Raw genomic sequence first — 20,500 nt, forward strand, 5'->3', positions numbered from 1 at the left:
ACAGTGTCACATGAATGGGCGCATCGTAGTTGACATGACACTGTCACATGAAACCGACAAGGTCCTGCTCCGTCTCCTGGACCGCACCGAGATCAGCGACGTCCAGCTCCGGTACGCCACCGGCACCGACTCCCGCGACTGGGCGCTCTTCCGGAGCTGCTTCGCCGACGAGGTGGACGTCGACTTCAGCGCAGGGTTCGGGCAGCCCGCCGTCCGCCTCGCAGCCGACGACTGGGTCGCGATGACCGCACCGCGGATGGAGTCCTTCACCGCGACGCAGCACATGATCACGAACCACGTCGTCACCTTCGACGACGACGACCACGCCACCTGCGTCGCCTACGTCCGGGCCAGCCACCACCTGCCGAACAGCACGGGCGACAGCGACCAGACCGTGTACGGCTACTACACCAATCGGTTCGAGCGGACGCCGGACGGGTGGCGCATCGCCGGTCTCAAGCTGACGGCACTGTGGATGACAGGCAACTTCGGCATCTTCCAGACGGCGCTCGCGGGGTAGGCCCCACCGGGACGTCAGTCGCGCCGACGCATGACCTGGCGCGCGAGCAGCTGCCCGAGGTCTCGGAGCGCGGCGCCCAAGGCGACGAGGTCGCGCACCTCGGCACGCAGCACGTCCCAGACCTGGGCTCCCGTCGTCCCGGGCACCGGGTCGCCGAGCCGGCGCAGATGGCGGGGCTCCGGAGGCCGGTCGTCAGGTGAGTCAGGCGGCACGGCACGGATCCTATGGCTCGGAGGCGGGCTCATCCCGGGACTTCGGAAGGATCACCCGAGCAGATTGCTGGGTAACTGGTCCTCCTGTGCCCTCACCAGGTCAGTGCCCCGCCACCTGGACGAGGAACCCGTCGGCTGCCCGCCGCGACCGCAGCCGGTGGAACGTCAGGTGGGCGTTCGCGGGATCGGTCATCGCCGCCCCGTACCGCTCAGGATGCCGCCGGAGCTGCGTCCACGACCACCGCACGATCGAGTCGCTCGCCCAGGGACGCACCACGTCGTGCCAGGGCTGGCGGTTGCCGGTCCCCGGCCACAGCTCGGTCTGCTCCGCCGCGAGCCGGAACGATCGCCGGTAGACCTGCGCGAGCACGACCGGAGCCGGGGGATCGATCCAGACCACCGTGTCGGCTCGGGCCCAGACCGCCTGCTGGAGCACGGAGTAGTTGCCGTCGACCACCCAGGCTTCCCCGGCCACGGCGCGCTCGGCGTCCCGCACGAAGTCCTCCTGGGGCCGAGGGGTCCAGCCCGGTCCCCAGTAGAGCGCGTCGAGCTCCACGTGCCGGACGTCGAGGCGTTCCGCGAGGCGCCGCGCGAACGTGGACTTGCCCGACCCGGACGCTCCGACCACCGACACCCTGCGCACCGCGCGAACGTAGCCGACGGCCTATCGGAAGAGCCAGCGCAATGCGTCCGGCAGCAGCACCCCGGTGTGGTTGGGGTTGTGGCCGCCGTCGCCCAGGTGGTGGTCACGCCGCAAGGCTAGGCGCGCCCGCCGTCCCCGCCGCAGCGAATTTCGCCCGAGCTGCCCGACGCCCCGTCCCCACCCTGATTCCGCCGGGAGAAATCTCGGTTGACCTGCATCGTTGTCTTGCGCTGGGCCCCACGCATGGGCTGGACTGGTGTCGCGCCCACCGGCGCTCGCTCCTGTGTCACCGATCGAGCCAGTGCACCCCTGACGGCAGCTCAGAAGGAGAAGAACGATGTCCGAAAACGCGGCGACGCGCGCGGAGAGGTTCGCGTCCGGCATGGCGGCCCTCGATGCCATCCACGACGACGCCGGCCACGGAGTCATCGACTCGCTGGCCGACATCGCCCCCGAGCTCGGGCACCAGATCGTCGCGTGGGGGTACGGCGACATCATCTCCAGGCCCGGGTTGGAGCCGCAGCAGCGGCAGCTCGTGACCCTCGGCATCCTCACCGCGATGGGCGGCAGCGAGGCACAGCTCGAGGTGCATATCGACGCGTCGCTCAACGTCGGCCTCACGCCGGAGCAGATCATCGAGGTCTTTCTGCACAGCTCCGTCTACTGCGGGTTCCCGCGCGCCCTGAACGCCGTCGCCGCCGCGCGGAAGGTGTTCGCCGAGCGCGGTCTCATGCCGCTGTCCTGACGGCGCGGCCGGCGGCGCCCGCGCGGGCGCCGCCGAGCCGCCTCAGGGCCGGGGGAGCGCTGCCGCGTCGCGGTGCTCGACCAGGCCGGAACCCTCCCGCCGGATGCGCTCCACGCCCCAGGCGCCGAGCGGCCCCAGCGCGGCGTTGAGGGCGCGGCCGTGCTCGGTGAGCGTGTACTCGACGCGCGGCGGCACCTCGGCGTGCACCTGCCGGTGCACGAGCCCGTCGGCCTCCATCTCCCGCAGGTGCTGGGTCAGCATCTTCTCGCTCACGCCCGGCAGCCCGCGGCGCAGCTCCGCGAACCGGCGCACGCCGTGCTCGTCGAGCTCCCAGAGGATCAGGCCCTTCCACTTGCCGCTCACGACGTCGAGGGCGGCATCGATGCCGCAGATGTAGGGCCCCGTGCGGGGTGACTTCGTCATCGGGCCTCCTGATCGGGCTTACCGAAAGGTGAGTACCCCAGTAAATAGTGGGTACTTCCACGATGGTACGTCGCCCGCGGAGCATGGTTGGGTCACCTTCTACCGAGGAGAACCCTGCGATGACCACACCCGATGCCACCGGCGTCACGGTGCTCGGCCTGGGCGCCATGGGCAGCGCGCTGGCCGCCACCCTGCTCGACGCCGGCCATGCCACCACCGTCTGGAACCGCACCCCGGCCCGCGCCACCGATCTGGCCGCCCGGGGAGCCGCGGCGCCGTCCGACGTCGCCGGCGCCGTGACGGCCCACCCGCTCGTGATCGCCTGCCTGCTCGACCACGCCTCCGTGCACGAGACCCTCGACCCCGTCATCGGCACCATGCGTGGCACGGCGCTCGTGAACCTCACGACCACCACGCCGAACGAGGCCCGCGAGCTCGCCGCCTGGGCCGAGCGGAACGGCGTCGCCTACCTGGACGGCGCGATCATGGCCACCCCGCCCATGATCGGCACCGCCGAGGCGTCGATCCTGTACAGCGGCTCCGCGGACGTGTTCGCCACCGCGCGGCCCGTGCTCGACCGCTGGGCCACCAGCACCTACGACGGCGCCGACAGCGGCCTCGCCTCGCTGTACGACCTGGCCATGCTCTCCGGCATGTACACGATGTTCGCGGGCTTCCTGCACGGCGCCGCGATGGTCGGCTCGGTCGGTGTGACCGCCACCGAGTTCGCCGCCCGCGCCACCCCGTTCCTCAGCGCCATGACGGCCGGGTTCGCGCACGACGCCGCGGTGGTCGACGGCGGCGACTACACCGTGCCCGGCCAGCAGAGCCTGGACTTCTCCGACCTGAGCCACATCGTGCGCGCCAGCCGGGAGCAGGGGGTCGACCCCGCACCCGTCGCGGCCGTGCAGGAGCTGATCGCCCGGCAGATCGCCGCCGGGCACGGCGCCGAGGCCTTCGCCCGCATCTACGAGAGCCTGCGGGCAGACCGGTCCACCACCCCCGAACCCGCGGAGGCCGCCCGATGAGCACCACCGTCACCGTCCTCGGCCTGGGCCCCATGGGCCAGGCCATGGCCCGGACGCTGCTCGCCCAGGGCCACGCCGTCACCGTCTGGAACCGGACGCCGAGCCGCGCCGCCGACCTCGTCGCGGCGGGCGCCCGGCTCGCGGACTCGCCCGAGGACGCCGTCGCCGCGAGCGGGCTCGTCATCCTGAGCCTCACCGACTACCCGGCGATGTACGACGTGCTGGGGCCGGCCGTGGCCGCCCTGCCGGGCCGCGCCGTCGTGAACCTCAGCTCCGACTCGCCCGACCGGACCCGCGAGGGCGCCGCGTGGGTGACCGGGCACGGAGCCCGCTTCCTGACGGGCGGCGTGATGGTCCCCGCGCCGATGGTGGGCACCGACGCCGCCTACGTGTACTACAGCGGCCCGGCCGGGCTCCTGGAGGCGCACCGGGACGTGCTCGGCACGCTCGGCGCACCCCGCTACCTCGGCGAGGACCCGGGGCTGGCGCAGCTCATGTACCAGGCCAACCTCGACGTGTTCCTCACGGCGCTCGCGGCCCTCATGCACGCCACCGCCCTGCTGGAGTCCGCGGGCGTGCGGCCGACCGCCGCCCTGCCGGAGCTCCTCCAGACCCTGGCCGGCACCGGGGCGATCCTGGAGGCCGGCGAGAACCCCGGCGCGCAGCTCGAGGCGGGGGAGCACCCCGGCCACCTGAGCACCGTCACGATGATGGGCGCGACGGCCGACCACATCGTCGCCACCAGCGAGGCCGCGGGCGTCGACCGCGCCCTGCCGGAGGCCGTGCGGGCCTACTACACCTGGGCGCGCGAGCACGGCCACGGCGGCGACAACTGGACCCGGATCATCGACGCGATGCGGCCGCGGGTCGAGACACGGGGCTGAGGCTCAGCCGCGGCCGATCCGCCGGCGCGGGTCCAGGCCGGAGTCGGCGAGGCTCGTCACCATGCTGCCGTGCGTGAGCGCCCGTTCCGCCCGCAGGTCGTGCGCCACGGCGCGCAGCAGGCCGGGCAGGAAGTCCCGCCCGCGCCGGACGCACCACGGCAGCCCGGCCCGCACGAGCCACGTCACGCGCTGCCGGAGGTCGGGCGGGGCCGGCGCCGCGGGCAGCCGGGCGGCGACCCGCCGGGCCGCGTCGGCACCGTCCGGGACCACGGCGTAGGCCGGGTCGAGGGTCGCCAGAGCGGCCGCCACTGCCAGCGCCAGACGGCGGTGCCCGGCCGGCGACGGGTGCACGCGGTCGATGTGCCAGGCCTTCGCCCCGGCGGGTGCGATGGCGTGCGCGGCGTCGACCACGACCACGCGTCCCGGCACCTGGTCGGTGCCGCTCGCCGAGGCCAGCTCGTCGACCGCGGCACCGACGGCGGCGACCCGGCGCCGCATCACGCGCCGTACGGGGCGCGGGGCGAGCTCGAAGAGGCCGATCACGGGCAGCCGCACCAGGACGACGTCGGCGCCGGCCCTGCGCAGCTCCTGGACGCTCCGGCGCAGGTCCATGAGGGTCAGCCGGGCGTCGAAGTCGCTGCGGAGCACGTCGTTGCCGCCCACGAGCACGGTCGCGAGCCGTGGCCGCAGGGCGAGCGCCGCGGCGAGCTGTGCCTCCGCGACGTCCCGGGAGCGGGCGCCGTTGGTGGCGAGGTTGGTGAACTCCGTCATGCCGAGCACCGTGGCCAGGTGCGCGGCCCAGCCGGGGCCGTGCACGGCGTCCGGACCCACGGAGTCACCCACGCCCACGGTGATCGAGTCACCGAGGGCTACCAGGCGGCCGCGTCCCGACGCCGACGTCATCTCACCGGCGTCCCGCGCTGCCCACGTGGATCGGGCCGGACGGGTCGGTGACGTCGGACCGTCCCGGGTCGGGCCGGAGCTCGAAGGCCCGGCGGGAGTGCAGCTCCAGCATCGCGTCGCCGGTGGCGCTCCAGGGGAACAGCTCGGCGCGGGCGCGGGCGGCCTTGCGCCGCTGGTCCACGTCGCGGTCCAGCACCTCGTGCAGGGCGACGGCGAGGGCCGCCGCCTCCGGAGCCGCGGCCGCACCGGCGGTGCCGACCACCTCGGGCAGCGCGCTCGTCGAGCTGCAGACCACGGGCGTCCCGGACGCCAGCGCCTCCAGCGCCGCCAGCCCGAAGGTCTCGATCGGACCGGGCGCGATGACGACGTCGGCGCAGGTGAGCAGGGTGGCGAGCCGGTCCCGGTCAGGGACGAACGAGAGGAACCGGTGAGGCAGCCCGGCGGCCTCGGCCCGGCGCCGCATCGCCGGCAGCAACGGTCCCGAGCCGGCGACGACGAGGCGCACGGGGCGGCCGTCGCGCACGAGCTGTGCGGCGGCGTCGATCGCGAGGTCGGGGCGCTTCTCGGTGGACTGCCGGCTCGCGAGCACGATGAGCGCGGTGCTGGGCGGCGCGTACTCGGCGCGGGCCTCGGCGGACCAGCGGTCGGGCCGGAACCGCTCCAGGTCCACGCCGAGCGGCACGCGGTACAGCGGTGGCAGCGTGGTGCCACGGGACCGGGCGGCCAGCCGCTCCACCTCGCCGGCGGCGAACTGGGTGGTGGCGACCAGCCGGTCGAACCGGGTGAGGGTGGCGCGGTTGTAGAGGTCGGCGAGGGCCGGCGTGACGGCCGCGCCCAGCGCCGCGGCCTGACCGCCCGCGGCGGCGCCGGGGATCCAGGACCGCAGCACGCCGTCGACCCGCTCGTGCAGCATCATGAGGGACGGCACCCCGGCCTCGCGGGCCCAGTCGCCCAGCCCGGCGAGCGTGGTGCGGTCGCTGACCTCGAGCCGGTCGGGTGCGATGGTCTCCAGCAGCCCGCGCATCTTGCCGGGCTGCACCACGGCGCGGTAGCCCCCGGAGAACGGCACACGCGGTGCCGCGAGGCTGACCACCCGGACACCGTCCACGAGCGACACCCCGTCCCGCCGGCCGGGCACCACGAGCACGGGTTCGTGCCCCCGGGCGAGGTACTGCCCGGCCATGGCGTGCATGGCGGTCCGGATGCCCCCCGACCGGGGGCTGTAGAAGTTCGCTACGTGGACGATCCGCACGTCATACCTCCGCTGAGCCTGCTCTCGCGTGCACCCGGACCGCGTCCTCGTAGTGCCCCATGAGCTCGGAGCAGATGTCGTGCCAGGTACGACTCTCGGCACGTTCTCGCGCCGAGGTACCGAAGGCCCGCCGCTTGCGCTCGTCCCCCACCAGGTCGACGACGCGTGCGCGGAGTGCCTCGTGGTCTCCTGGAGGGTACAGCCAGCCGTCGTGGGAGTGCCGGACGATGTCCAGCGGCCCGCCCGCGGCGGGTGCCACGACCGGCACGCCGCTGGCGTGCGCCTCCTGGAGCGTCTGACCGAACGTCTCCAGCTCGCCCGGGTGCACGAACACGTCGAGGCTGGCCATCGCCCGGGACAGCTCGGCGCCCCGGAGCAGCCCGGTGAAGCGGGCCTGGGGGAGCACGTGCTCCAGGTGCTCGCGCTCGGGGCCGTCACCGACGATCACGAGGCGCACCCCCGGCAGGTCCTGCACCACGCGCAGTGCCTCGACCTGCTTCTCGGCGGCCAGCCGGCCCACGTACCCGACGAGGATCTCGCGGCCGCCCCCGATCGTGCGGCGCCACGCCTCGTCCCGGAACTGCGGGTGGAACGCCTGCGTGTCCACGCCGCGGCCCCACAGGCGCAGGTTGGGCACGCCGTGGTTCTCGAGCTGCCGCATGGTCGCGGTGGACGGGGCGAGCGTCATCGTCGCGCGCTCGTGGATGTCCTTGACCCGTTTCCAGAGCAGGGGCTCGAAGCCGCCCAGCCCGTAGCGCGCCGCATACCCCGGGACCTCCGTCTGGTAGACGGCGACGCTCGGCAGGCGGAGGCGCTCGGCGGCGAGGATGCCGCGCCAGCCGAGGATGAACGGGGAGGCCAGGTGGATGACGTCGGGTGCGAACGTCGCCAGCGTGCGCTCGGTGCGCCACTTCTTGCCGACGACGAGGCGCACGTCGGGGTACCCGGGGAAGCCGATCGAGCCGAGCTCGACCACGGGGGCACCACTGACGAAGGGCGGGACGTGCCCGATGGAGGCATCGGCGTCCGGAGCGAGGACCATGGCCTGGTCCCCCCGCTCCTGCAGATGCTCGAGTACCCGCAGGACGGAGTTGGTGACTCCGTTGACCTGCGGCAGAAAACTCTCCGCAACGATGGCTACGCGCACGTTACGAACCTGCCGGTCGTCGATGTCCGGGCAGAGGCTTCCATGCGGCGATCCGGGGAACGGGTGGCGTCGAGACGGTAACCGCGGGACAGGATGTCACGTTCCTGACCGTAGCGGAGCCACGAGCCACCTGGCATGGGGAACACCCCTGAACCGACCCTCAGTGCTGCCGCGGGACGGTCCGGCGCGTCCGCGCGAGCTGCACCAGCCGGACGACGGCCCCGATCAGCAGCGCCACGAGCAGCGCGTTGCGCAGAGCCCCCACGGTCGTGGCCAGCGGCCAGCCGCCGAGGAACTCGCCGTAGCGGATCGGGTAGATCTCCATGGTCAGCCGCGCCACGATCAGGGTGCCGAGGGCGGGCAGGAACCAGGTGCGCCGGGTGCCCTGGCTGCGACTGCCCAGCGCGATGGCGGCCGCCAGCGGCGGCCCGATCCAGGCGATGAACTGGGGCGAGCCCACCTTGTTGAAGACGATGAGCGCGAGCAGCTCCGCGGCGGCACCGAGCAGCAGGATGTCGCCCACCCGGTCCGGGCGCCGCCGGGCGGTCCACCAGACGAGCGCCGCCAAGAGGATCGCGGCCACCGGGAGCGCGACGTCCAGCGCCTGTGCCACGGCGTCCGGCCCCGCCCCGAGCACCTCGTAGGTGTAGATGACGTCGTCGTACTCGACCTGGATCGAGGAGTCCCACAGCCGCGCCACCGTGAACGGCGTGGCGGCGACCGACTCCACCTGGAGCTGCCGGTCGCCCTGCTCGCCGAACACGTCGAGCACGTTGTCCTGCCCGCCGCCCGCCACCGCGACACCCACGACGACGGCGGTCACCGCGGCGCCCGGCAGCACGACGTTCCGCAGCAGGTCCTTGAGGTTCGACGTCGTCGCGGCGAGCGCGAGGGCCACCGCACCCGGGGCGATCTTGATCCAGGCGCCCACCGTGGCCAGCGTCATGGCGAGGGCGGGGCGCCGGACGGCGACGAGCAGCGCCACCAGGATGATCGGGGCCAGCAGGCCGTCGAGCCGGCCGATCCAGATCGGACCGAGGGCGGCGAGGAACGCGAGCCAGAACCAGACGGCGGCCGGCCCGTGCGGCCGCGCCCGGCCGAGCACGGCCACGGCGACCGCGTTGGCGGCCGTCACCAGGCCCATCCACACCCAGTAGTAGCCGTCCGTCGAGTTGGTCAGCAGGGCCGGGACGGCCATCGGACCCAGTGCGCCGAGCGGGTACACCCAGTCGTAGCTGAAGACGGGCCACCACCCGTCGCTCATCCCGGTGCGGACCCACCACTCGTACAGGTTCACGTCGCCGAGGATCTGCCCCCCGAAGACCCAGGCCTGCAGGATGATCCAGCCGTGCACCAGCACGAACCCGGCCCACAGGGCCGGCCACGAGGTGACGATCCGGCTGGCGGACCGCAGGAGGTCCCTGCCCCCGGTCCGGGGGCTGGTCGAGATGTCTGACGGGCTCGGCACGGGCCACATCCTTGCACTGATCGACGGCGGCATCGGCGGACGAAGGGTATCGCCTCCGGCCCGATGGCCCGGTGGTCACGGGACGAGGTAGGCGACATCGCCGTTCGAGCTGCGCATCTCGACGGTGCGGTCGGCGTCCGGGTCGGTGGGCCCCTCGATGATCTCGTCGCCGTTCGACGTCTGGAGGGTCAGGGCCACGGGCTCGCCGTCGCCGATCACGGTGATGCGCCCGTTGCTGGTCTCCCCGTAGACGTTTCCCTCCACCGCGGAGATCTCCACGGAGCCGTTGCTGGTCCGGGCCCACGCGTCGCCGGCCACGGTGCCGACCGTGATCCGGCCGTTGCTGCTCTCGCTGGTGACCGAGCCGTCCACCTCGTCCACGGAGACCTCGCCGTTGGAGGAGGAGGCCTCCACGTCGGAGCCGGCGTTCCGCACGGTGACGTCCCCGTTGCTGGACCGCGCCACCACCGCGCCGCCGATGTCGGCCACCTCGATCCGGCCGTTGCTCGACCGCACGGAGAGCTCGCCGGCCAGCCCGCTCGCCACGACGTCGCCGTTCTCGGTGACCACCACCACCTCCGTGGCGGCGGGCAGGGTCACCTCCAGGGCTCCCGAGCAGCGGGGGAGGAAGGCAGTCCATGCGCAGCGGTGGGTGATCTCCAGCCGGTCCGCCGACTCGTCCGCGGAGTACCGCGGGTCGCGCAGGCCGCTGCGGGCGACGGCGTCGACCTCGACGTCGCCCTCGGCGGCCGTGACGGTCACGTCGCCGTCGGCCACCAGCTCGACGGTCCCCACGGCGTCGTAGGTCCGGTGGGTGGTGGTCGTCTCGGACATCATGAGGTCCACCAGGAACAGCGCCCCGACGCCGATGGCGGCGAGGCCGAGCACACCGCCGAGCGTCGCCAGGACGCGGGCCGTGGCGCCGCGCTGCGGTGGTGCGGGGGCGTACGCGGCGTCCTGGACGGAGCCGTCGGGAGCGGGCTGGGTCATGAGCGGGTTCCGTTCTGGTCGAGCCAGCGCAGCACGGCGAGCACCCGGCGGTGGTCGTCGGCGGCCGGCGGGAGGCCGAGCTTGGTCAGGATGTTGGTCACGTGCTTCTCCACGGCGGCCAGCCCCACCACGAGGCGGTCCGCGATCGCGGCGTTGGAGCGGCCCTCGGCCATCAGCGCGAGCACCTCGCGCTCGCGCCGGGTCAGCACGTCGAGGTCGGAGCCGGGATGGCGGGCGATGATCTGGGTGACCACCTCGGGGTCCACGACCGTGCCGCCCCCGGACACCCGGGTGACCGCGTCGAGGAACTCGTCGACGTCGGCGATGCGGTCCTTGAGCACGTAGCCCAGGCCGCGCGCCCCGCGGGCGAACAGCTCGCTCGCGTAGCTCTGCTCCACGTACTGCGAGAGCACGAGGACGGGCAGGTCGGGGTGCAGGCTGCGCAGGTGCACGGCCGCGCGCAGCCCCTCGTCCGTGTGGGACGGCGGCATCCGCACGTCGGTGACCAGCAGGTCGGGCAGGTCGGCGTCCGGCAGGGACAGGGCCCTGACGAGGGTGCCGGCGTCCGCGTACCCGCTCACGGTGTGGCCCTCGGCCACGAGCAGCCGGGTCAGGCCGTCCAGGAGGAGGACGGAGTCCTCCGCGATCACGATGCGCACGGGACCTCCACGGTCAGGCGGGTGCCCTTGCCGGGCGGGCTGTCGAGCTCGAACGTGCCGTCCAGGGCGGCGACCCGGCCGCGCAGGCCGGTCAGCCCGCCGTCGGCGGACAGCTCGGCGCCGCCGCGGCCGTCGTCGGACACCGCGACGCGCAGGCGTGCGGGGCCCTCGTCGCGGACCACGCTCGCGTGCACCAGCACGAGGTCCGCGGCGGCGTGCTTGGCCACGTTGGTCAGGGCCTCGGCGACCACGAAGTACGCCGCGGCCTGTGCTGCCGGGCTCGCCGGGGTGAGGTCGCCCGCGACCTCGACCCGGACCGGGACCGGGCTGCGGCCCGCGAGCGCGGACAGTGCGGCGTCCAGCCCGCGGTCGGACAGGACGGCGGGGTGGATGCCGCGCACCAGGTCGCGCAGCTCGGCGAGCGTCTCCTTGATCTCGCGGTGCGCGAGCTCCAGGGCGGCGACGGCGTGCCCGGGGTCCTTGTCGGCGAGCCGGCGGGCCACGCCCAGCTCGACGCCGAGCGCGACGAGGCGCTGCTGGGCGCCGTCGTGCAGGTCGCGCTCGATGCGGCGGCGTTCGGTGTCGGCGGCGGAGACGGCGGCCGTGCGCGACTCGGTGAGGGCCACGGCCCGTTCCTGTGCCGTGTGCGCGGCGGCCTCGGCCACGCGGGTCTCCCGCTCGGCGGCGACGAGGCGGGCGCGGGCCACCTCGGCCGCGGAGGGGCCGAGCAGCACCGTGGCCAGGCGCACCACGAGGTAGGACCCGTACTGGGCGAGGGTGGCCGCCGTCCACACGAGCACGACGGCGGCCGCCACCGCACCGCCGACGACGGCGGGCCACGGCAGCCCGGACCACTGCGCCAGGCCGCTGTCCCGGCCCACCGCCGCGAACACCACGGCCGCGACCGCCCCCGCCGCCAGGGCGGTGGCGAGCGCGAAGAAGAAGGAGGTCGTGAGCAGTCCCAGGAAGGCGTACAGCGTGGCAGCCCAGGCGCGGTCGTCGCGCACCGGGGACCACAGCCGGGACCAGGACGAGCGGCTCGTCGGGAGCGGCCCCGGCTGCGGGGCGGCGACCCGTATGCCGGTCTGGCGGGCGACGCGGGCGCGCTCGGCCGTCCCGAACCGCCGCGCGAGCAGGAGCCCGAGGGCGAGGAGCGGCACTCCGACGCCCAGGGCGGGGACCAGCCCCGACGAGACCAGGACGAGGATCCACAGGGCGAGGCCCGCGGTCAGGTGCCAGACCCACCCCACGGCCAGCGCGGCGACGGCGCGCCGGGTCGCGGGGTGGTACGGGGCCTGGAAGAACGCCGCCCCGGAGGTGAGCGCGGGGGCGACGTGGTCCGCGAGGGTGCGGGGTGGGCCGTCATCGCTGGTCATAGGCACGACACTAGGCGGACGCGCAGGCTGCGCGACATGCCGTCACCCCACGGCCCGGGTCTCGGGTTTCCCCTACCCCGCCCCCGCGCGGAGGGCTCAGGCGAAGGCGCTGGTGCCCGTGATCTCGCGGCCGATGATGAGGGCCTGCATGCTCTCGGTGCCCTCGTAGGTGTGCAGGGCCTCGATGTCGGCGAAGTGCCGCGCCACCCGGTTCTCCAGCAGGATGCCGTTGCCGCCGAGCAGGTCGCGGGCGATCGCCGCGATCTCGCGCGCGCCGCGCGTGCACGTGTACTTGGCGAGCGACGCCTGCGGGCCGGTGAGCTGCTCGGCCTCGTCGAGCCGCGTCATCTGCTTCACCAGGAGCTGCATCTGCGTGAGGATCGACAGCATCTTGGTCAGCCGTTCCTGCACCATCTGGCTCGCCGCGAGCGGGCGGCCGAACTGCACGCGCTGCTGCGAGTAGGCCACGGCGGCCTCGTAGCAGGCGATGGCCTGCCCGACGGCGCCCCAGGCCACGCCGAGGCGGGTCGCGAACAGCACGCGGCCGGTGTCCTTGAAGGAGCGCGCCTTCGGCAGCAGGTTCTCGGCCGGGACGAACACGTCGTTCAGCACGATGTGCGCCTGGTGGATCGCGCGCAGCGAGACCTTGCCCTGGATGGTCGTCGCCTCGTAGCCCGGGGTGTCCTGGGGAACGATGTAGCCGTGCACCTGGCCGTCCTCGCCACGGGCCCAGACCACCGAGATGTCGCCGATCGAGCCGAAGCCGATCCACTTCTTCTCGCCGTTGATCACGTAGCCCTCGACGCCGTCGCGCGTCTCCTTGACGGCGGAGGTCTCCAGGCCCACGGAGTCCGAGCCGTGCGTGGGCTCGGTCAGCGCGAACGCGCCCAGGATCTCGCCCCGGGCCATGGGCCCGGCGTACTTCTCGACCTGCTCGTCGGAGCCGAGCATCACGATCGAGCGCAGCGCCAGGCCGCCCTGCACGCCGCAGATCGTGGTCACGGAGCCGTCACCGCGCGACATCTCCATCGCGGCCAGGCCCTCGGCCATCTTCGAGACCTTCGGGAAGCCGGGCACGTCCACGCCGTCGCGCAGGAAGTCCAGCTCGGCCATGCGCTTGAGCAGGTCCATGGGGACCTCGTACCGCTCCCAGTAGCCGTCGATGACGGGCAGGACCTCGTCCTGCACGAACCGGCGGACCGCGAGCTGCCAGGCCCGCTCCTCCTCCGTGACGTCGGCGAAGGCGCCGGCGAAGTCGATGTCGAGCGGTTGCGAGACGTCGTAGGCGGGCGCCGTCACCCCGGGAGTCTGAGTCATGCCTCCATGGTGCTCCGGTACCGGATCTCAGGTCAAGCGATACGGCGTCTCACGCCCCGGCGCTCAGGCAGGTGCGGCGACGGCCGCCCGGCCCGTGCCCTCCCGCCGGCTGATGCGCCACCACGCGAAGAACCCGACCAGGGTGAACACGCCGTAGATCACGTACATCAGTGCGGTCGCCCAGTACCCGGCGGAGAAGAGCAGAGGTACGCCCACCAGGTCGACGGCCACCCAGATCAGCCAGAACTCGACCCAGCCCTTGGCCATGCCGTAGGTGGCGAGCACGGAGCCCGTGAAGATCCAGGCGTCGGCCCACACCGGCTCGTACGAGCCGAGGGCGCGGAACAGCGGGGTCAGGAGCAGGGTCCCGGCGAGCATCCCGGTGACCAGGCCGACGCGGGCCCGCCAGGAGGCCCAGGCCGGGTGCACGGCCACGGTGCCGACGCCGCCCGTGCGCTGCGTCTGCCGCCAGCGGTACCAGCCGTAGACCGAGACGGCGATGAACATGATCTGGCGCCCGGCCTGCCCCAGCATGTCGGCGCGGCCCGTCTCGCCGAACCAGGAGCCCATGAAGACGGTGAAGAGCACGACGTTGCCGACGATGCCCACCGGCCAGGCCCACACCTTGCGGCGCAGCCCGCCCAGGGCCGAGGCCAGGCCGAACAGGTTGCCGACGACCTCGCGCCAGTAGATCTGCTGGTCGCCGACCAGGAACGTCGCGTCGTAGGCGGCGCGGAACCAGTCCATGTCTCTTTCCCTCTCCGAAGTCCGCACACGGGGACTCCGGGGTGAGGGCCGGCGCGCCACGACGGCGCCGACGACGGCACGGTGCCGGGACCCCGAGGGGTCGGCGGAGCGCGCCGCACGTGCTTCCTCCCATCCGGACTTTCACCGTCGGTCCTGGAATCTCACCAGGTCAACCGGGTCCCTCCCGAAGGAACGACCCGGGTCGCGGACTATCACCGCCGGCTCGGAATTTCACCGACCCCGGAGCACGTGTGCAACTGCTGCTGCACGATCTCTAGCGGAACACAGGATGCCATGGGTGCATTCCCCCGGGAACGGGCCCGGGATGTCCGGTGCGCCACACGGGCCGGGCCGGTCAGACCAGGGCGTCGCGGACGGCGCGGGCCACCTCGTCGGGCCCGGCCACCCCCTCCACCACGGTGACGACCACGCGCCGCGACGCGGGGGCGCCGTCGGCGGCCAGCGGGCTGGCCGAGGTGCCGAGGACGGCGGCCCGCCGCAGGTCGGCGAACGCCTCCTCCAGCTCGGGGCGCAGGTCGAGCGACGGCGTGCGCAGCCAGCGCCGCAGGATCGCGTTGTGCACCGCGACCACGGACGCCGCGAACGCGATCGACGCCGTGGAGGCCGACCGCTCCGGCGGCAGGGTGTCGCGCAGGTAATGCGTGAACGCCCGCTCGTAGCGGTGCGTCGTGATGAGCTCCCGGTCGCGCAGCGCCGGGACCTGCTGCAGCAGGGCGTAGCGGGCGAGCGACGTCTCGCGTTGGCCCACGTGGTGGTCGAACACCATGCGCGCCGCGCGGCACACCTCGAGGTACGGGTCCACGTCGGGGTCCCAGGCGCGGCCCAGGTCGTGCCCCGACTCCTCGCTGGCCCGGGCGTCGGGCCGGGTGGCGGCCAGCATGACCACCACCTCCTCCAGCAGCAGCTCGTGGTCGGCGAAGACCACGTCCTCCTTGGAGCGGAAGCGGCGGAAGAACGTCGCGCGGCTCACCTTGGCGGCGTCGGCGATCTCCTCGACGGTGGTTCCCTCGTACCCCTGCCGAGTGAACAGGTCCACCGCAGCGTCGACGGCCTGCGCGTGCGTGTGGGTACGGACGGCGGTCATGCCAGGCAGGCTACCGCGTGCCCCCCGAGCCCCGTGAAGACTCCTTGAGCAAACCGTGACCTGCGCGACGCTAATTTTCCTGGGACGGGATCTTGCCCGACCGGAGTCTGCGCAGGTAGCGCACCTCGCGCACGGCCATGAGCAGCGCGAGCACCCCGGGGACAGCGGCCCACGGATGACCGAGCACCACGCCCAGCAGGCACACGAGGAAGATCAGCCCACCGCCCACGACGGTGGCGAGGCTGCCCCAGCGGATCCCGGTCACGGGGTGAGCGTAGTCTGCGAGACGTGACACTCGACCTGCGCATCTTCACCGAGCCCCAGCAGGGCGCGACCTACGACGACCAGCTCGCCGTCGCCCAGGCGACCGAGCGACTGGGCTTCAGCGCCTTCTTCCGCTCCGACCACTACCTGGCCATGGGCCGCGAGGGTCTGCCCGGCCCCACCGACTCCTGGGTCACGCTCGCCGGCCTCGCCCGGGAGACGTCGACCGTGCGGCTCGGCACGCTCGTGTCGTCGGCCACGTTCCGGCACCCCGGCGTGCTGGCCATCCAGGTGGCCCAGGTGGACCAGATGTCCGGCGGGCGCGTCGAGCTCGGGCTGGGCACCGGCTGGTACGCCGCCGAGCACAGCGCCTACGGCATCCCGTTCCCCGAGAAGCGCTTCGGCATCCTGGAGGAGCAGCTCGCCGTCGTCACCGGCCTCTGGGGCACGCCCGTCGGCGAGAAGTTCTCCTTCTCCGGCGAGCACTACCAGATCACCGACTCGCCGGCGCTGCCCAAGCCCGTGCAGGCCAGGATCCCGGTGCTGGTCGGCGGCGGTGGCCCGCGCCGCACGCCCGCCCTGGCGGCGCGCTACGGCGACGAGTACAACCAGTCCTTCCCGGAGATCAGCGGCATCGGCGCGCGCATCAAGGTGGTCGAGAAGGCCCTGTCCGACGCCGGTCGCGATCCCGGATCCATCGTCCAGTCGGTGGCGCTCGTCGCCGCCGTCGGGCAGGACGAGGCCGAGTTCACGCGGCGCGCGGCAGCCATCGGGCGCGAGCCCGCCGAGCTGCGCGAGCACGGCATCGCCGGGACCGTCGCCGAGGCGGTGGACCGGCTGAAGGCCCTGGAGGCGGAGGGGGTCCAGCGCGTCTACCTGCAGGTCCTGGACCTGGCCGACCTGGACCACCTGGACCTGTTCGCCCGCGAGGTGCGCCGCCAGCTCGGCTGAGCCGGCCGCGGATCACCCGCCCGGGAGGCCGGGTGAGAGAAACCTTCCTAGGGTCGGTGCCGGGGCGTGGGCCCCGACACCGACCTGGGAGGGTTCATGCAGAGCTTTTCTCGTGGCTTTTCTCGTGCCGTCCGGGCCGCGCTCGTGGCGTCCGTCCTCGCCGCCGGAACCCTCGCCGCGGTCCCTGTGGCCGTCGCCGAGGGCGACCACCAGCGCGGTCCCGACCCGACCGAGCAGAGCATCGAGGCACCGCGTGGCCCGTTCGACGTCGCCACGCTCGTCGTGACCCGGGCCGAGGCCGAGGGTTTCGGCGGCGGCACCGTCTACTACCCCACGGACACGTCCGAGGGCACGTTCGGCGCGGTCGCCGTCGCCCCCGGGTACAGCTCCTCGCAGGCTGCCGTCGCCTGGCTCGGGCCGCGCCTGGCCTCGCAGGGCTTCGTCGTGCTCACGATCGACACGATCAGCACCGCCGACGCGCCCCCGCGCCGCGGCGACCAGCTCCGGGCCGCGCTGGCGCAGCTCGCGGACACGGCGGTGGCGGACAGGATCGACCCCGCCCGGCTCGCCGTCATGGGCCACTCGATGGGTGGCGGCGGCAGCCTGGAGGCCGCCAAGGACGACCCGGCGCTGCGCGCCGCGATCCCGCTGGCCCCCTGGAGCGCCGACAAGACGTTCCCGGAGGTCACCACGCCCACCCTGGTCATCGGTGCCGAGGAGGACGTCATCGCGCCGGTGCGCCGGCACGCCGAGCGGTTCTACGACACGCTCCCGGCCGACGGCGACAAGGCGTACCTGGAGCTGCGCGACGCGAACCACTCCGCGCCCACCGTGCCCGACACCACGATCGCCCGCTACAGCATCGCCTGGCTCAAGCGGTACGTGGACGACGACGAGCGCTACGCCCGGTTCCTCTGCCCGCCCCCGGTCCCGGACGAGGTGATCAGCGAGTACCGCAGCAGCACCTGTTGACCGAGGCCGGCCGTTCTCGGCCGGGGTGGGCCGGTAGGATCCGCGCGACACTGACGCCCCGCGAGATCAAGGACAACAGCGATGCGACTCGGCTGGAAGCTGCACGGTGACGGCACCCGCATCACCCCGGGCGAGGTGGTCGCCCCCGACGAGCGCCTGAGCTGGCCGCGCACCGTCGGGATCGGTCTGCAGCACATCGTCGCGATGTTCGGCGCCACGTTCCTGGTGCCGGTGCTCACCGGTTTCGACCCCGGGACCACGCTCTTCTTCTCGGCGCTCGGCACCATCACGTTCCTGCTGATCACGGGCAACCGGCTGCCGAGCTACCTGGGGTCGAGCTTCGCGTTCATCGCGCCGATCCTGGCGGCCACGGCGTCGGGCGGTCAGTCCGTCGCGATCGGCGGCATCCTCGCCACCGGCGTGCTGCTGGCGATCATCGGCGCGGTGGTGCACTTCGCGGGCCCGCGCTGGATCCAGGCGGCCATGCCACCCGTGGTCACGGGCGTGATCGTCGCGCTCATCGGGCTCAACCTGGCTCCGGCGGCGTGGGGCACGTGCGACGAGGGCGGCGCCTGCTCGGGCTTCCGGGCCGCCCCCCTCACCGCCGTCGTGACCCTCGGCTCGATCATCCTGATCCAGGTCCTGTTCCGGGGTCTGCTCGGCCGCCTCGCCATCCTGCTGGGCGTGGCGATCGGCTATGCGTTCGCCGCGGTGCGCGGCGAGGTCGACTTCACGAAGGTCGAGCAGGCCGGCTGGGTCGGCCTGCCGCACTTCGTGGCCCCGTCGTTCGACCCGGCCGTGCTCGGCCTGTTCCTCCCCGTGGTGCTCGTGCTCGTCGCCGAGAACGTGGGCCACGTGAAGTCGGTGGCCGCCATGACCGGGCGGGACTACGACCGGCTCACCGGCCGGGCGCTGCTCGCGGACGGCGTGGCCACGACGCTCGCCGGTCTCGGCGGTGGCTCCGGCACCACGACGTACGCGGAGAACATCGGCGTCATGGCGGCGTCCCGCGTGTACTCGACCGCGGCCTACTGGGTGGCCGCGGTCGGCGCGCTGGTGCTCAGTCTGTCGCCGAAGTTCGGGGCGCTGATCGCCACCGTGCCCGCCGGGGTGCTCGGCGGTGCCACCACCATGCTCTACGGCATGATCGGCATCCTCGGTGCCCGTATCTGGGTGCAGGCGCGCGTCGACTTCTCCGACCCGGTGAACCTCACGACGGCGGCCGTGCCGCTCATCATCGGCATCGCCAACTTCACCTGGACCGCCGGGGACCTGGAGTTCGGCGGCATCGCGCTGGGCACCGCCGCGGCCCTGGTGATCTACCACGTCATGGGCGCGATCGGCCGCTGGCGCGGCACGGCCCAGGCCTGACGTGCGCCGGCCGGCCACGCGACGACGCGTGGCCGGCCGGTGCGGTCCCTCAGGCGGTCAGCCCGGTCACGGGCACCAGGTACGGGCCGACGGCGAGTACCGCGTGACCGTCGTCCGCTGCGTGCCGTCCGCCAGCTTGTAGCGGATCGTGGCCGCCGCGCGCAGCGGCAGCGTCTCGCCCGCTCCGTAGCAGGTCATCCACGTGGTGTGGTAGGCGCGGTCGCGGTAGCCGAACCAGCCGTCCGCGTCGTCCTTCCACGTGCCGCTCAGGAGCTGCCACTTGCCGCCCGCGTAGGCCTGGATCCGCAGGTCCACCGCGAGGACGTCGTAGTCCTTGCCGCCGTCGATGTCCGTGACCATCGCCTCGCCGTAGAAGCGCGGGCCGTCTTTGTACAGGTACATGCAGCTGCGTACCTGGGCGGGCTCGTCGACCCCCGGCTTGCAGGAGCGGTAGTACACCTCCGCGGCCGGAGCCGCGGCACCCGACGCCACACGGGCGGTGCTGACCGCCGGGGCGGCCGTCAGCTCGGCGGTGTCGCGGGCCTGCGCCGGGGCGACCGCCGCCAGGGCGGTGGCGATCCCGAGGGCGGCCACGGCAGCGGCGACCCGGTGGAGCCTTCTCATCATGGATTCTCCTGTCTGGGGTGAGTATCTCGTGGGCATTATTTCCGGTATGCGGCGGGGGAAGTGGCACTTTTCGGGGTCACCCCCGGGTGATTTGCTGGCGCATCGGCTGAACGCGCGTATAGGATGCTGAACATGCGTTCAACGAGTGGTGCCGAGCAGTCCCCGGGCGGAGGCGCGCCCGGCGACGCCGACCGCACGGCGCGGTCCCGCATCCGGGACGCCGCGATCAGCCGGTTCGCCGTCGAGGGCTTCGGCGCCTCCGTGCGGTCCATCGCGGCCGACGCCGGGGTCAGCGCTGGCCTCGTGATGCACCACTTCGGCTCGAAGGACCGGCTCCGCGCCGAGTGCGACGCGCACCTGCTGGCCACGATCAGCCGGCTCAAGCGCGAGAACGTCGAGATCGTGGCGTCCGGGCAGAGCTTCTTCCAGCGGTTCGCCGCCGCCGAGGAGAACGCCGTGATCCTCGGCTACGTGCTGCGCTCGATGCAGGACGGCGGGGAGCTCGCCCGCGAGTTCCTCGCCCACATGGTCGACGACGCGGTGGGCTACGCCCGCGACGGCGTCGCCGCCGGGGTGCTCGTGCCCAGCCGGGACGAGGCGGCCCGCGCCCGCTACCTCACGCTCTCGTCCCTCGGCGCGCTGCTGCTCGAGGTGACCCTGGACCCGCCGTCGGACCCGGGCGACCTCACCGCCATCGTCCGCGACTACATGACCAACAGCTACCTGCCCATGATGGAGCTGTTCACCGAGGGATTCCTCACCTCTCGCCGCATGCTCGACGAGTACCTCCTGTACGTACCGGACCCGCCGTCGCGCGACGGGGCAGCGCCCGCCCCTGGCTGACCGGTTCCCCGGCCCCCACTGGCGCTGCCCTGACACGGACCCCCACCACGTCA

General features: G+C 73.3%; 23 protein-coding genes and 1 riboswitch. Of the genes, 8 read left to right on the forward strand and 15 right to left on the reverse strand.

The window, feature by feature from the left end:
* The first annotated feature begins 34 nt into the window (after nucleotides 1-34).
* On the forward strand, nucleotides 35-520 hold the full coding sequence (locus ACIBBF_RS10960; protein ID WP_397413148.1) for a nuclear transport factor 2 family protein: 486 nt from the start codon (nucleotides 35-37) through the stop codon (nucleotides 518-520).
* Nucleotides 521-534: 14 nt separating this feature from the next.
* Here ACIBBF_RS10960 and ACIBBF_RS10965 read toward each other — a convergent pair whose 3' ends face one another.
* Nucleotides 535-732: a hypothetical protein gene (locus ACIBBF_RS10965; RefSeq protein ID WP_397413150.1), complete on the reverse strand. Its 198-nt coding sequence runs from the start codon at nucleotides 730-732 to the stop codon at nucleotides 535-537.
* Nucleotides 733-832: 100 nt separating this feature from the next.
* Nucleotides 833-1,375: an AAA family ATPase gene (locus ACIBBF_RS10970; protein WP_397413151.1), complete on the reverse strand. Its 543-nt coding sequence runs from the start codon at nucleotides 1,373-1,375 to the stop codon at nucleotides 833-835.
* A gap of 337 nt (nucleotides 1,376-1,712) precedes the next feature.
* On the opposite strand from ACIBBF_RS10970, the gene ACIBBF_RS10975 reads away from it, so the two are divergent.
* On the forward strand, nucleotides 1,713-2,120 hold the full coding sequence (locus ACIBBF_RS10975) for a carboxymuconolactone decarboxylase family protein (protein WP_397413153.1): 408 nt from the start codon (nucleotides 1,713-1,715) through the stop codon (nucleotides 2,118-2,120).
* Nucleotides 2,121-2,162: 42 nt separating this feature from the next.
* Here the strand turns inward: ACIBBF_RS10975 and ACIBBF_RS10980 are convergent, their stop codons facing one another.
* Nucleotides 2,163-2,543, reverse strand: coding sequence for a winged helix-turn-helix transcriptional regulator (locus ACIBBF_RS10980; protein ID WP_397413155.1), 381 nt, complete (start codon nucleotides 2,541-2,543; stop codon nucleotides 2,163-2,165).
* 119 nt (nucleotides 2,544-2,662) lie between these two features.
* Here ACIBBF_RS10980 and ACIBBF_RS10985 point away from each other — a divergent pair, with 119 nt between their 5' ends.
* Complete coding sequence (locus ACIBBF_RS10985; RefSeq protein WP_397413157.1) at nucleotides 2,663-3,571, forward strand: NAD(P)-dependent oxidoreductase; 909 nt, start codon at nucleotides 2,663-2,665, stop codon at nucleotides 3,569-3,571.
* Nucleotides 3,568-4,455: an NAD(P)-dependent oxidoreductase gene (locus tag ACIBBF_RS10990; protein ID WP_397413159.1), complete on the forward strand. Its 888-nt coding sequence runs from the start codon at nucleotides 3,568-3,570 to the stop codon at nucleotides 4,453-4,455. The genes ACIBBF_RS10985 and ACIBBF_RS10990 overlap by 4 nt, the downstream gene beginning before the upstream one ends.
* Before the next feature lie 3 nt (nucleotides 4,456-4,458).
* Here the strand turns inward: ACIBBF_RS10990 and ACIBBF_RS10995 are convergent, their stop codons facing one another.
* The 11 genes from ACIBBF_RS10995 to ACIBBF_RS11045 all read right to left on the reverse strand — a co-directional run bounded on the left by ACIBBF_RS10995 (nucleotide 4,459) and on the right by ACIBBF_RS11045 (nucleotide 15,684).
* A complete protein-coding gene (locus tag ACIBBF_RS10995) occupies nucleotides 4,459-5,358 on the reverse strand; it encodes a GDSL-type esterase/lipase family protein (protein WP_397413161.1) in 900 nt (299 codons plus the stop codon).
* A gap of 1 nt (nucleotide 5,359) precedes the next feature.
* Nucleotides 5,360-6,610 carry a glycosyltransferase gene (locus ACIBBF_RS11000; protein WP_397413163.1) on the reverse strand — a complete coding sequence of 417 codons (1,251 nt, stop codon included), beginning with the start codon at nucleotides 6,608-6,610 and terminating at the stop codon, nucleotides 5,360-5,362.
* 1 nt (nucleotide 6,611) lies between these two features.
* Nucleotides 6,612-7,757 (reverse strand): glycosyltransferase family 4 protein, encoded by a 1,146-nt coding sequence (locus tag ACIBBF_RS11005; protein WP_397413165.1) that lies wholly within the window; start codon nucleotides 7,755-7,757, stop codon nucleotides 6,612-6,614.
* Between the two features lie 160 nt (nucleotides 7,758-7,917).
* The gene (locus ACIBBF_RS11010) at nucleotides 7,918-9,234 is read right to left on the reverse strand and encodes a hypothetical protein (protein WP_397413167.1); all 1,317 of its coding nucleotides are present in this window, start codon (nucleotides 9,232-9,234) and stop codon (nucleotides 7,918-7,920) included.
* Nucleotides 9,235-9,300: 66 nt separating this feature from the next.
* On the reverse strand, nucleotides 9,301-10,215 hold the full coding sequence (locus ACIBBF_RS11015; protein WP_397413169.1) for a DUF4097 family beta strand repeat-containing protein: 915 nt from the start codon (nucleotides 10,213-10,215) through the stop codon (nucleotides 9,301-9,303).
* Complete coding sequence (locus ACIBBF_RS11020; protein WP_397413171.1) at nucleotides 10,212-10,874, reverse strand: LuxR C-terminal-related transcriptional regulator; 663 nt, start codon at nucleotides 10,872-10,874, stop codon at nucleotides 10,212-10,214. The genes ACIBBF_RS11015 and ACIBBF_RS11020 overlap by 4 nt, the downstream gene beginning before the upstream one ends.
* Complete coding sequence (locus ACIBBF_RS11025) at nucleotides 10,862-12,250, reverse strand: sensor histidine kinase (RefSeq protein WP_397413173.1); 1,389 nt, start codon at nucleotides 12,248-12,250, stop codon at nucleotides 10,862-10,864. Before ACIBBF_RS11025 ends, ACIBBF_RS11020 begins: the two co-directional genes overlap by 13 nt.
* A gap of 96 nt (nucleotides 12,251-12,346) precedes the next feature.
* Entirely contained in the window at nucleotides 12,347-13,567 is a 1,221-nt protein-coding gene (locus tag ACIBBF_RS11030) for an acyl-CoA dehydrogenase family protein (protein WP_397413175.1), read from the reverse strand.
* Nucleotides 13,568-13,630: 63 nt separating this feature from the next.
* Entirely contained in the window at nucleotides 13,631-14,314 is a 684-nt protein-coding gene (gene pnuC / locus ACIBBF_RS11035) for a nicotinamide riboside transporter PnuC (RefSeq protein WP_397413177.1), read from the reverse strand.
* Nucleotides 14,315-14,429: 115 nt separating this feature from the next.
* Nucleotides 14,430-14,567, reverse strand: a riboswitch (FMN riboswitch).
* 102 nt (nucleotides 14,568-14,669) lie between these two features.
* On the reverse strand, nucleotides 14,670-15,419 hold the full coding sequence (locus ACIBBF_RS11040; RefSeq protein ID WP_397413179.1) for a helix-turn-helix domain-containing protein: 750 nt from the start codon (nucleotides 15,417-15,419) through the stop codon (nucleotides 14,670-14,672).
* A 70-nt stretch (nucleotides 15,420-15,489) separates the two neighbouring features.
* Nucleotides 15,490-15,684, reverse strand: coding sequence for a hypothetical protein (locus ACIBBF_RS11045; RefSeq protein ID WP_397413181.1), 195 nt, complete (start codon nucleotides 15,682-15,684; stop codon nucleotides 15,490-15,492).
* 23 nt (nucleotides 15,685-15,707) lie between these two features.
* Between ACIBBF_RS11045 and ACIBBF_RS11050 the strand changes: the two genes are divergently transcribed.
* The 3 genes from ACIBBF_RS11050 (at nucleotide 15,708) to ACIBBF_RS11060 (ending at nucleotide 18,977) form a co-directional block, all read left to right on the forward strand.
* On the forward strand, nucleotides 15,708-16,634 hold the full coding sequence (locus ACIBBF_RS11050) for an LLM class F420-dependent oxidoreductase (protein WP_397413183.1): 927 nt from the start codon (nucleotides 15,708-15,710) through the stop codon (nucleotides 16,632-16,634).
* Between the two features lie 96 nt (nucleotides 16,635-16,730).
* Nucleotides 16,731-17,606 (forward strand): serine aminopeptidase domain-containing protein, encoded by an 876-nt coding sequence (locus ACIBBF_RS11055; RefSeq protein ID WP_397413185.1) that lies wholly within the window; start codon nucleotides 16,731-16,733, stop codon nucleotides 17,604-17,606.
* Nucleotides 17,607-17,687: 81 nt separating this feature from the next.
* The gene (locus tag ACIBBF_RS11060) at nucleotides 17,688-18,977 is read left to right on the forward strand and encodes a uracil-xanthine permease family protein (protein WP_397413187.1); all 1,290 of its coding nucleotides are present in this window, start codon (nucleotides 17,688-17,690) and stop codon (nucleotides 18,975-18,977) included.
* Nucleotides 18,978-19,043: 66 nt separating this feature from the next.
* Here ACIBBF_RS11060 and ACIBBF_RS11065 read toward each other — a convergent pair whose 3' ends face one another.
* A complete protein-coding gene (locus ACIBBF_RS11065) occupies nucleotides 19,044-19,604 on the reverse strand; it encodes a hypothetical protein (RefSeq protein ID WP_397413189.1) in 561 nt (186 codons plus the stop codon).
* Between the two features lie 132 nt (nucleotides 19,605-19,736).
* Here ACIBBF_RS11065 and ACIBBF_RS11070 point away from each other — a divergent pair, with 132 nt between their 5' ends.
* Nucleotides 19,737-20,447 (forward strand): TetR family transcriptional regulator, encoded by a 711-nt coding sequence (locus tag ACIBBF_RS11070; RefSeq protein ID WP_397413191.1) that lies wholly within the window; start codon nucleotides 19,737-19,739, stop codon nucleotides 20,445-20,447.
* The last annotated feature ends 53 nt before the right edge of the window (nucleotides 20,448-20,500 follow it).

The sequence above is a fragment of the Promicromonospora sp. NPDC050880 genome (genome assembly GCF_044456525.1).
Classification (GTDB): domain Bacteria; phylum Actinomycetota; class Actinomycetes; order Actinomycetales; family Cellulomonadaceae; genus Promicromonospora.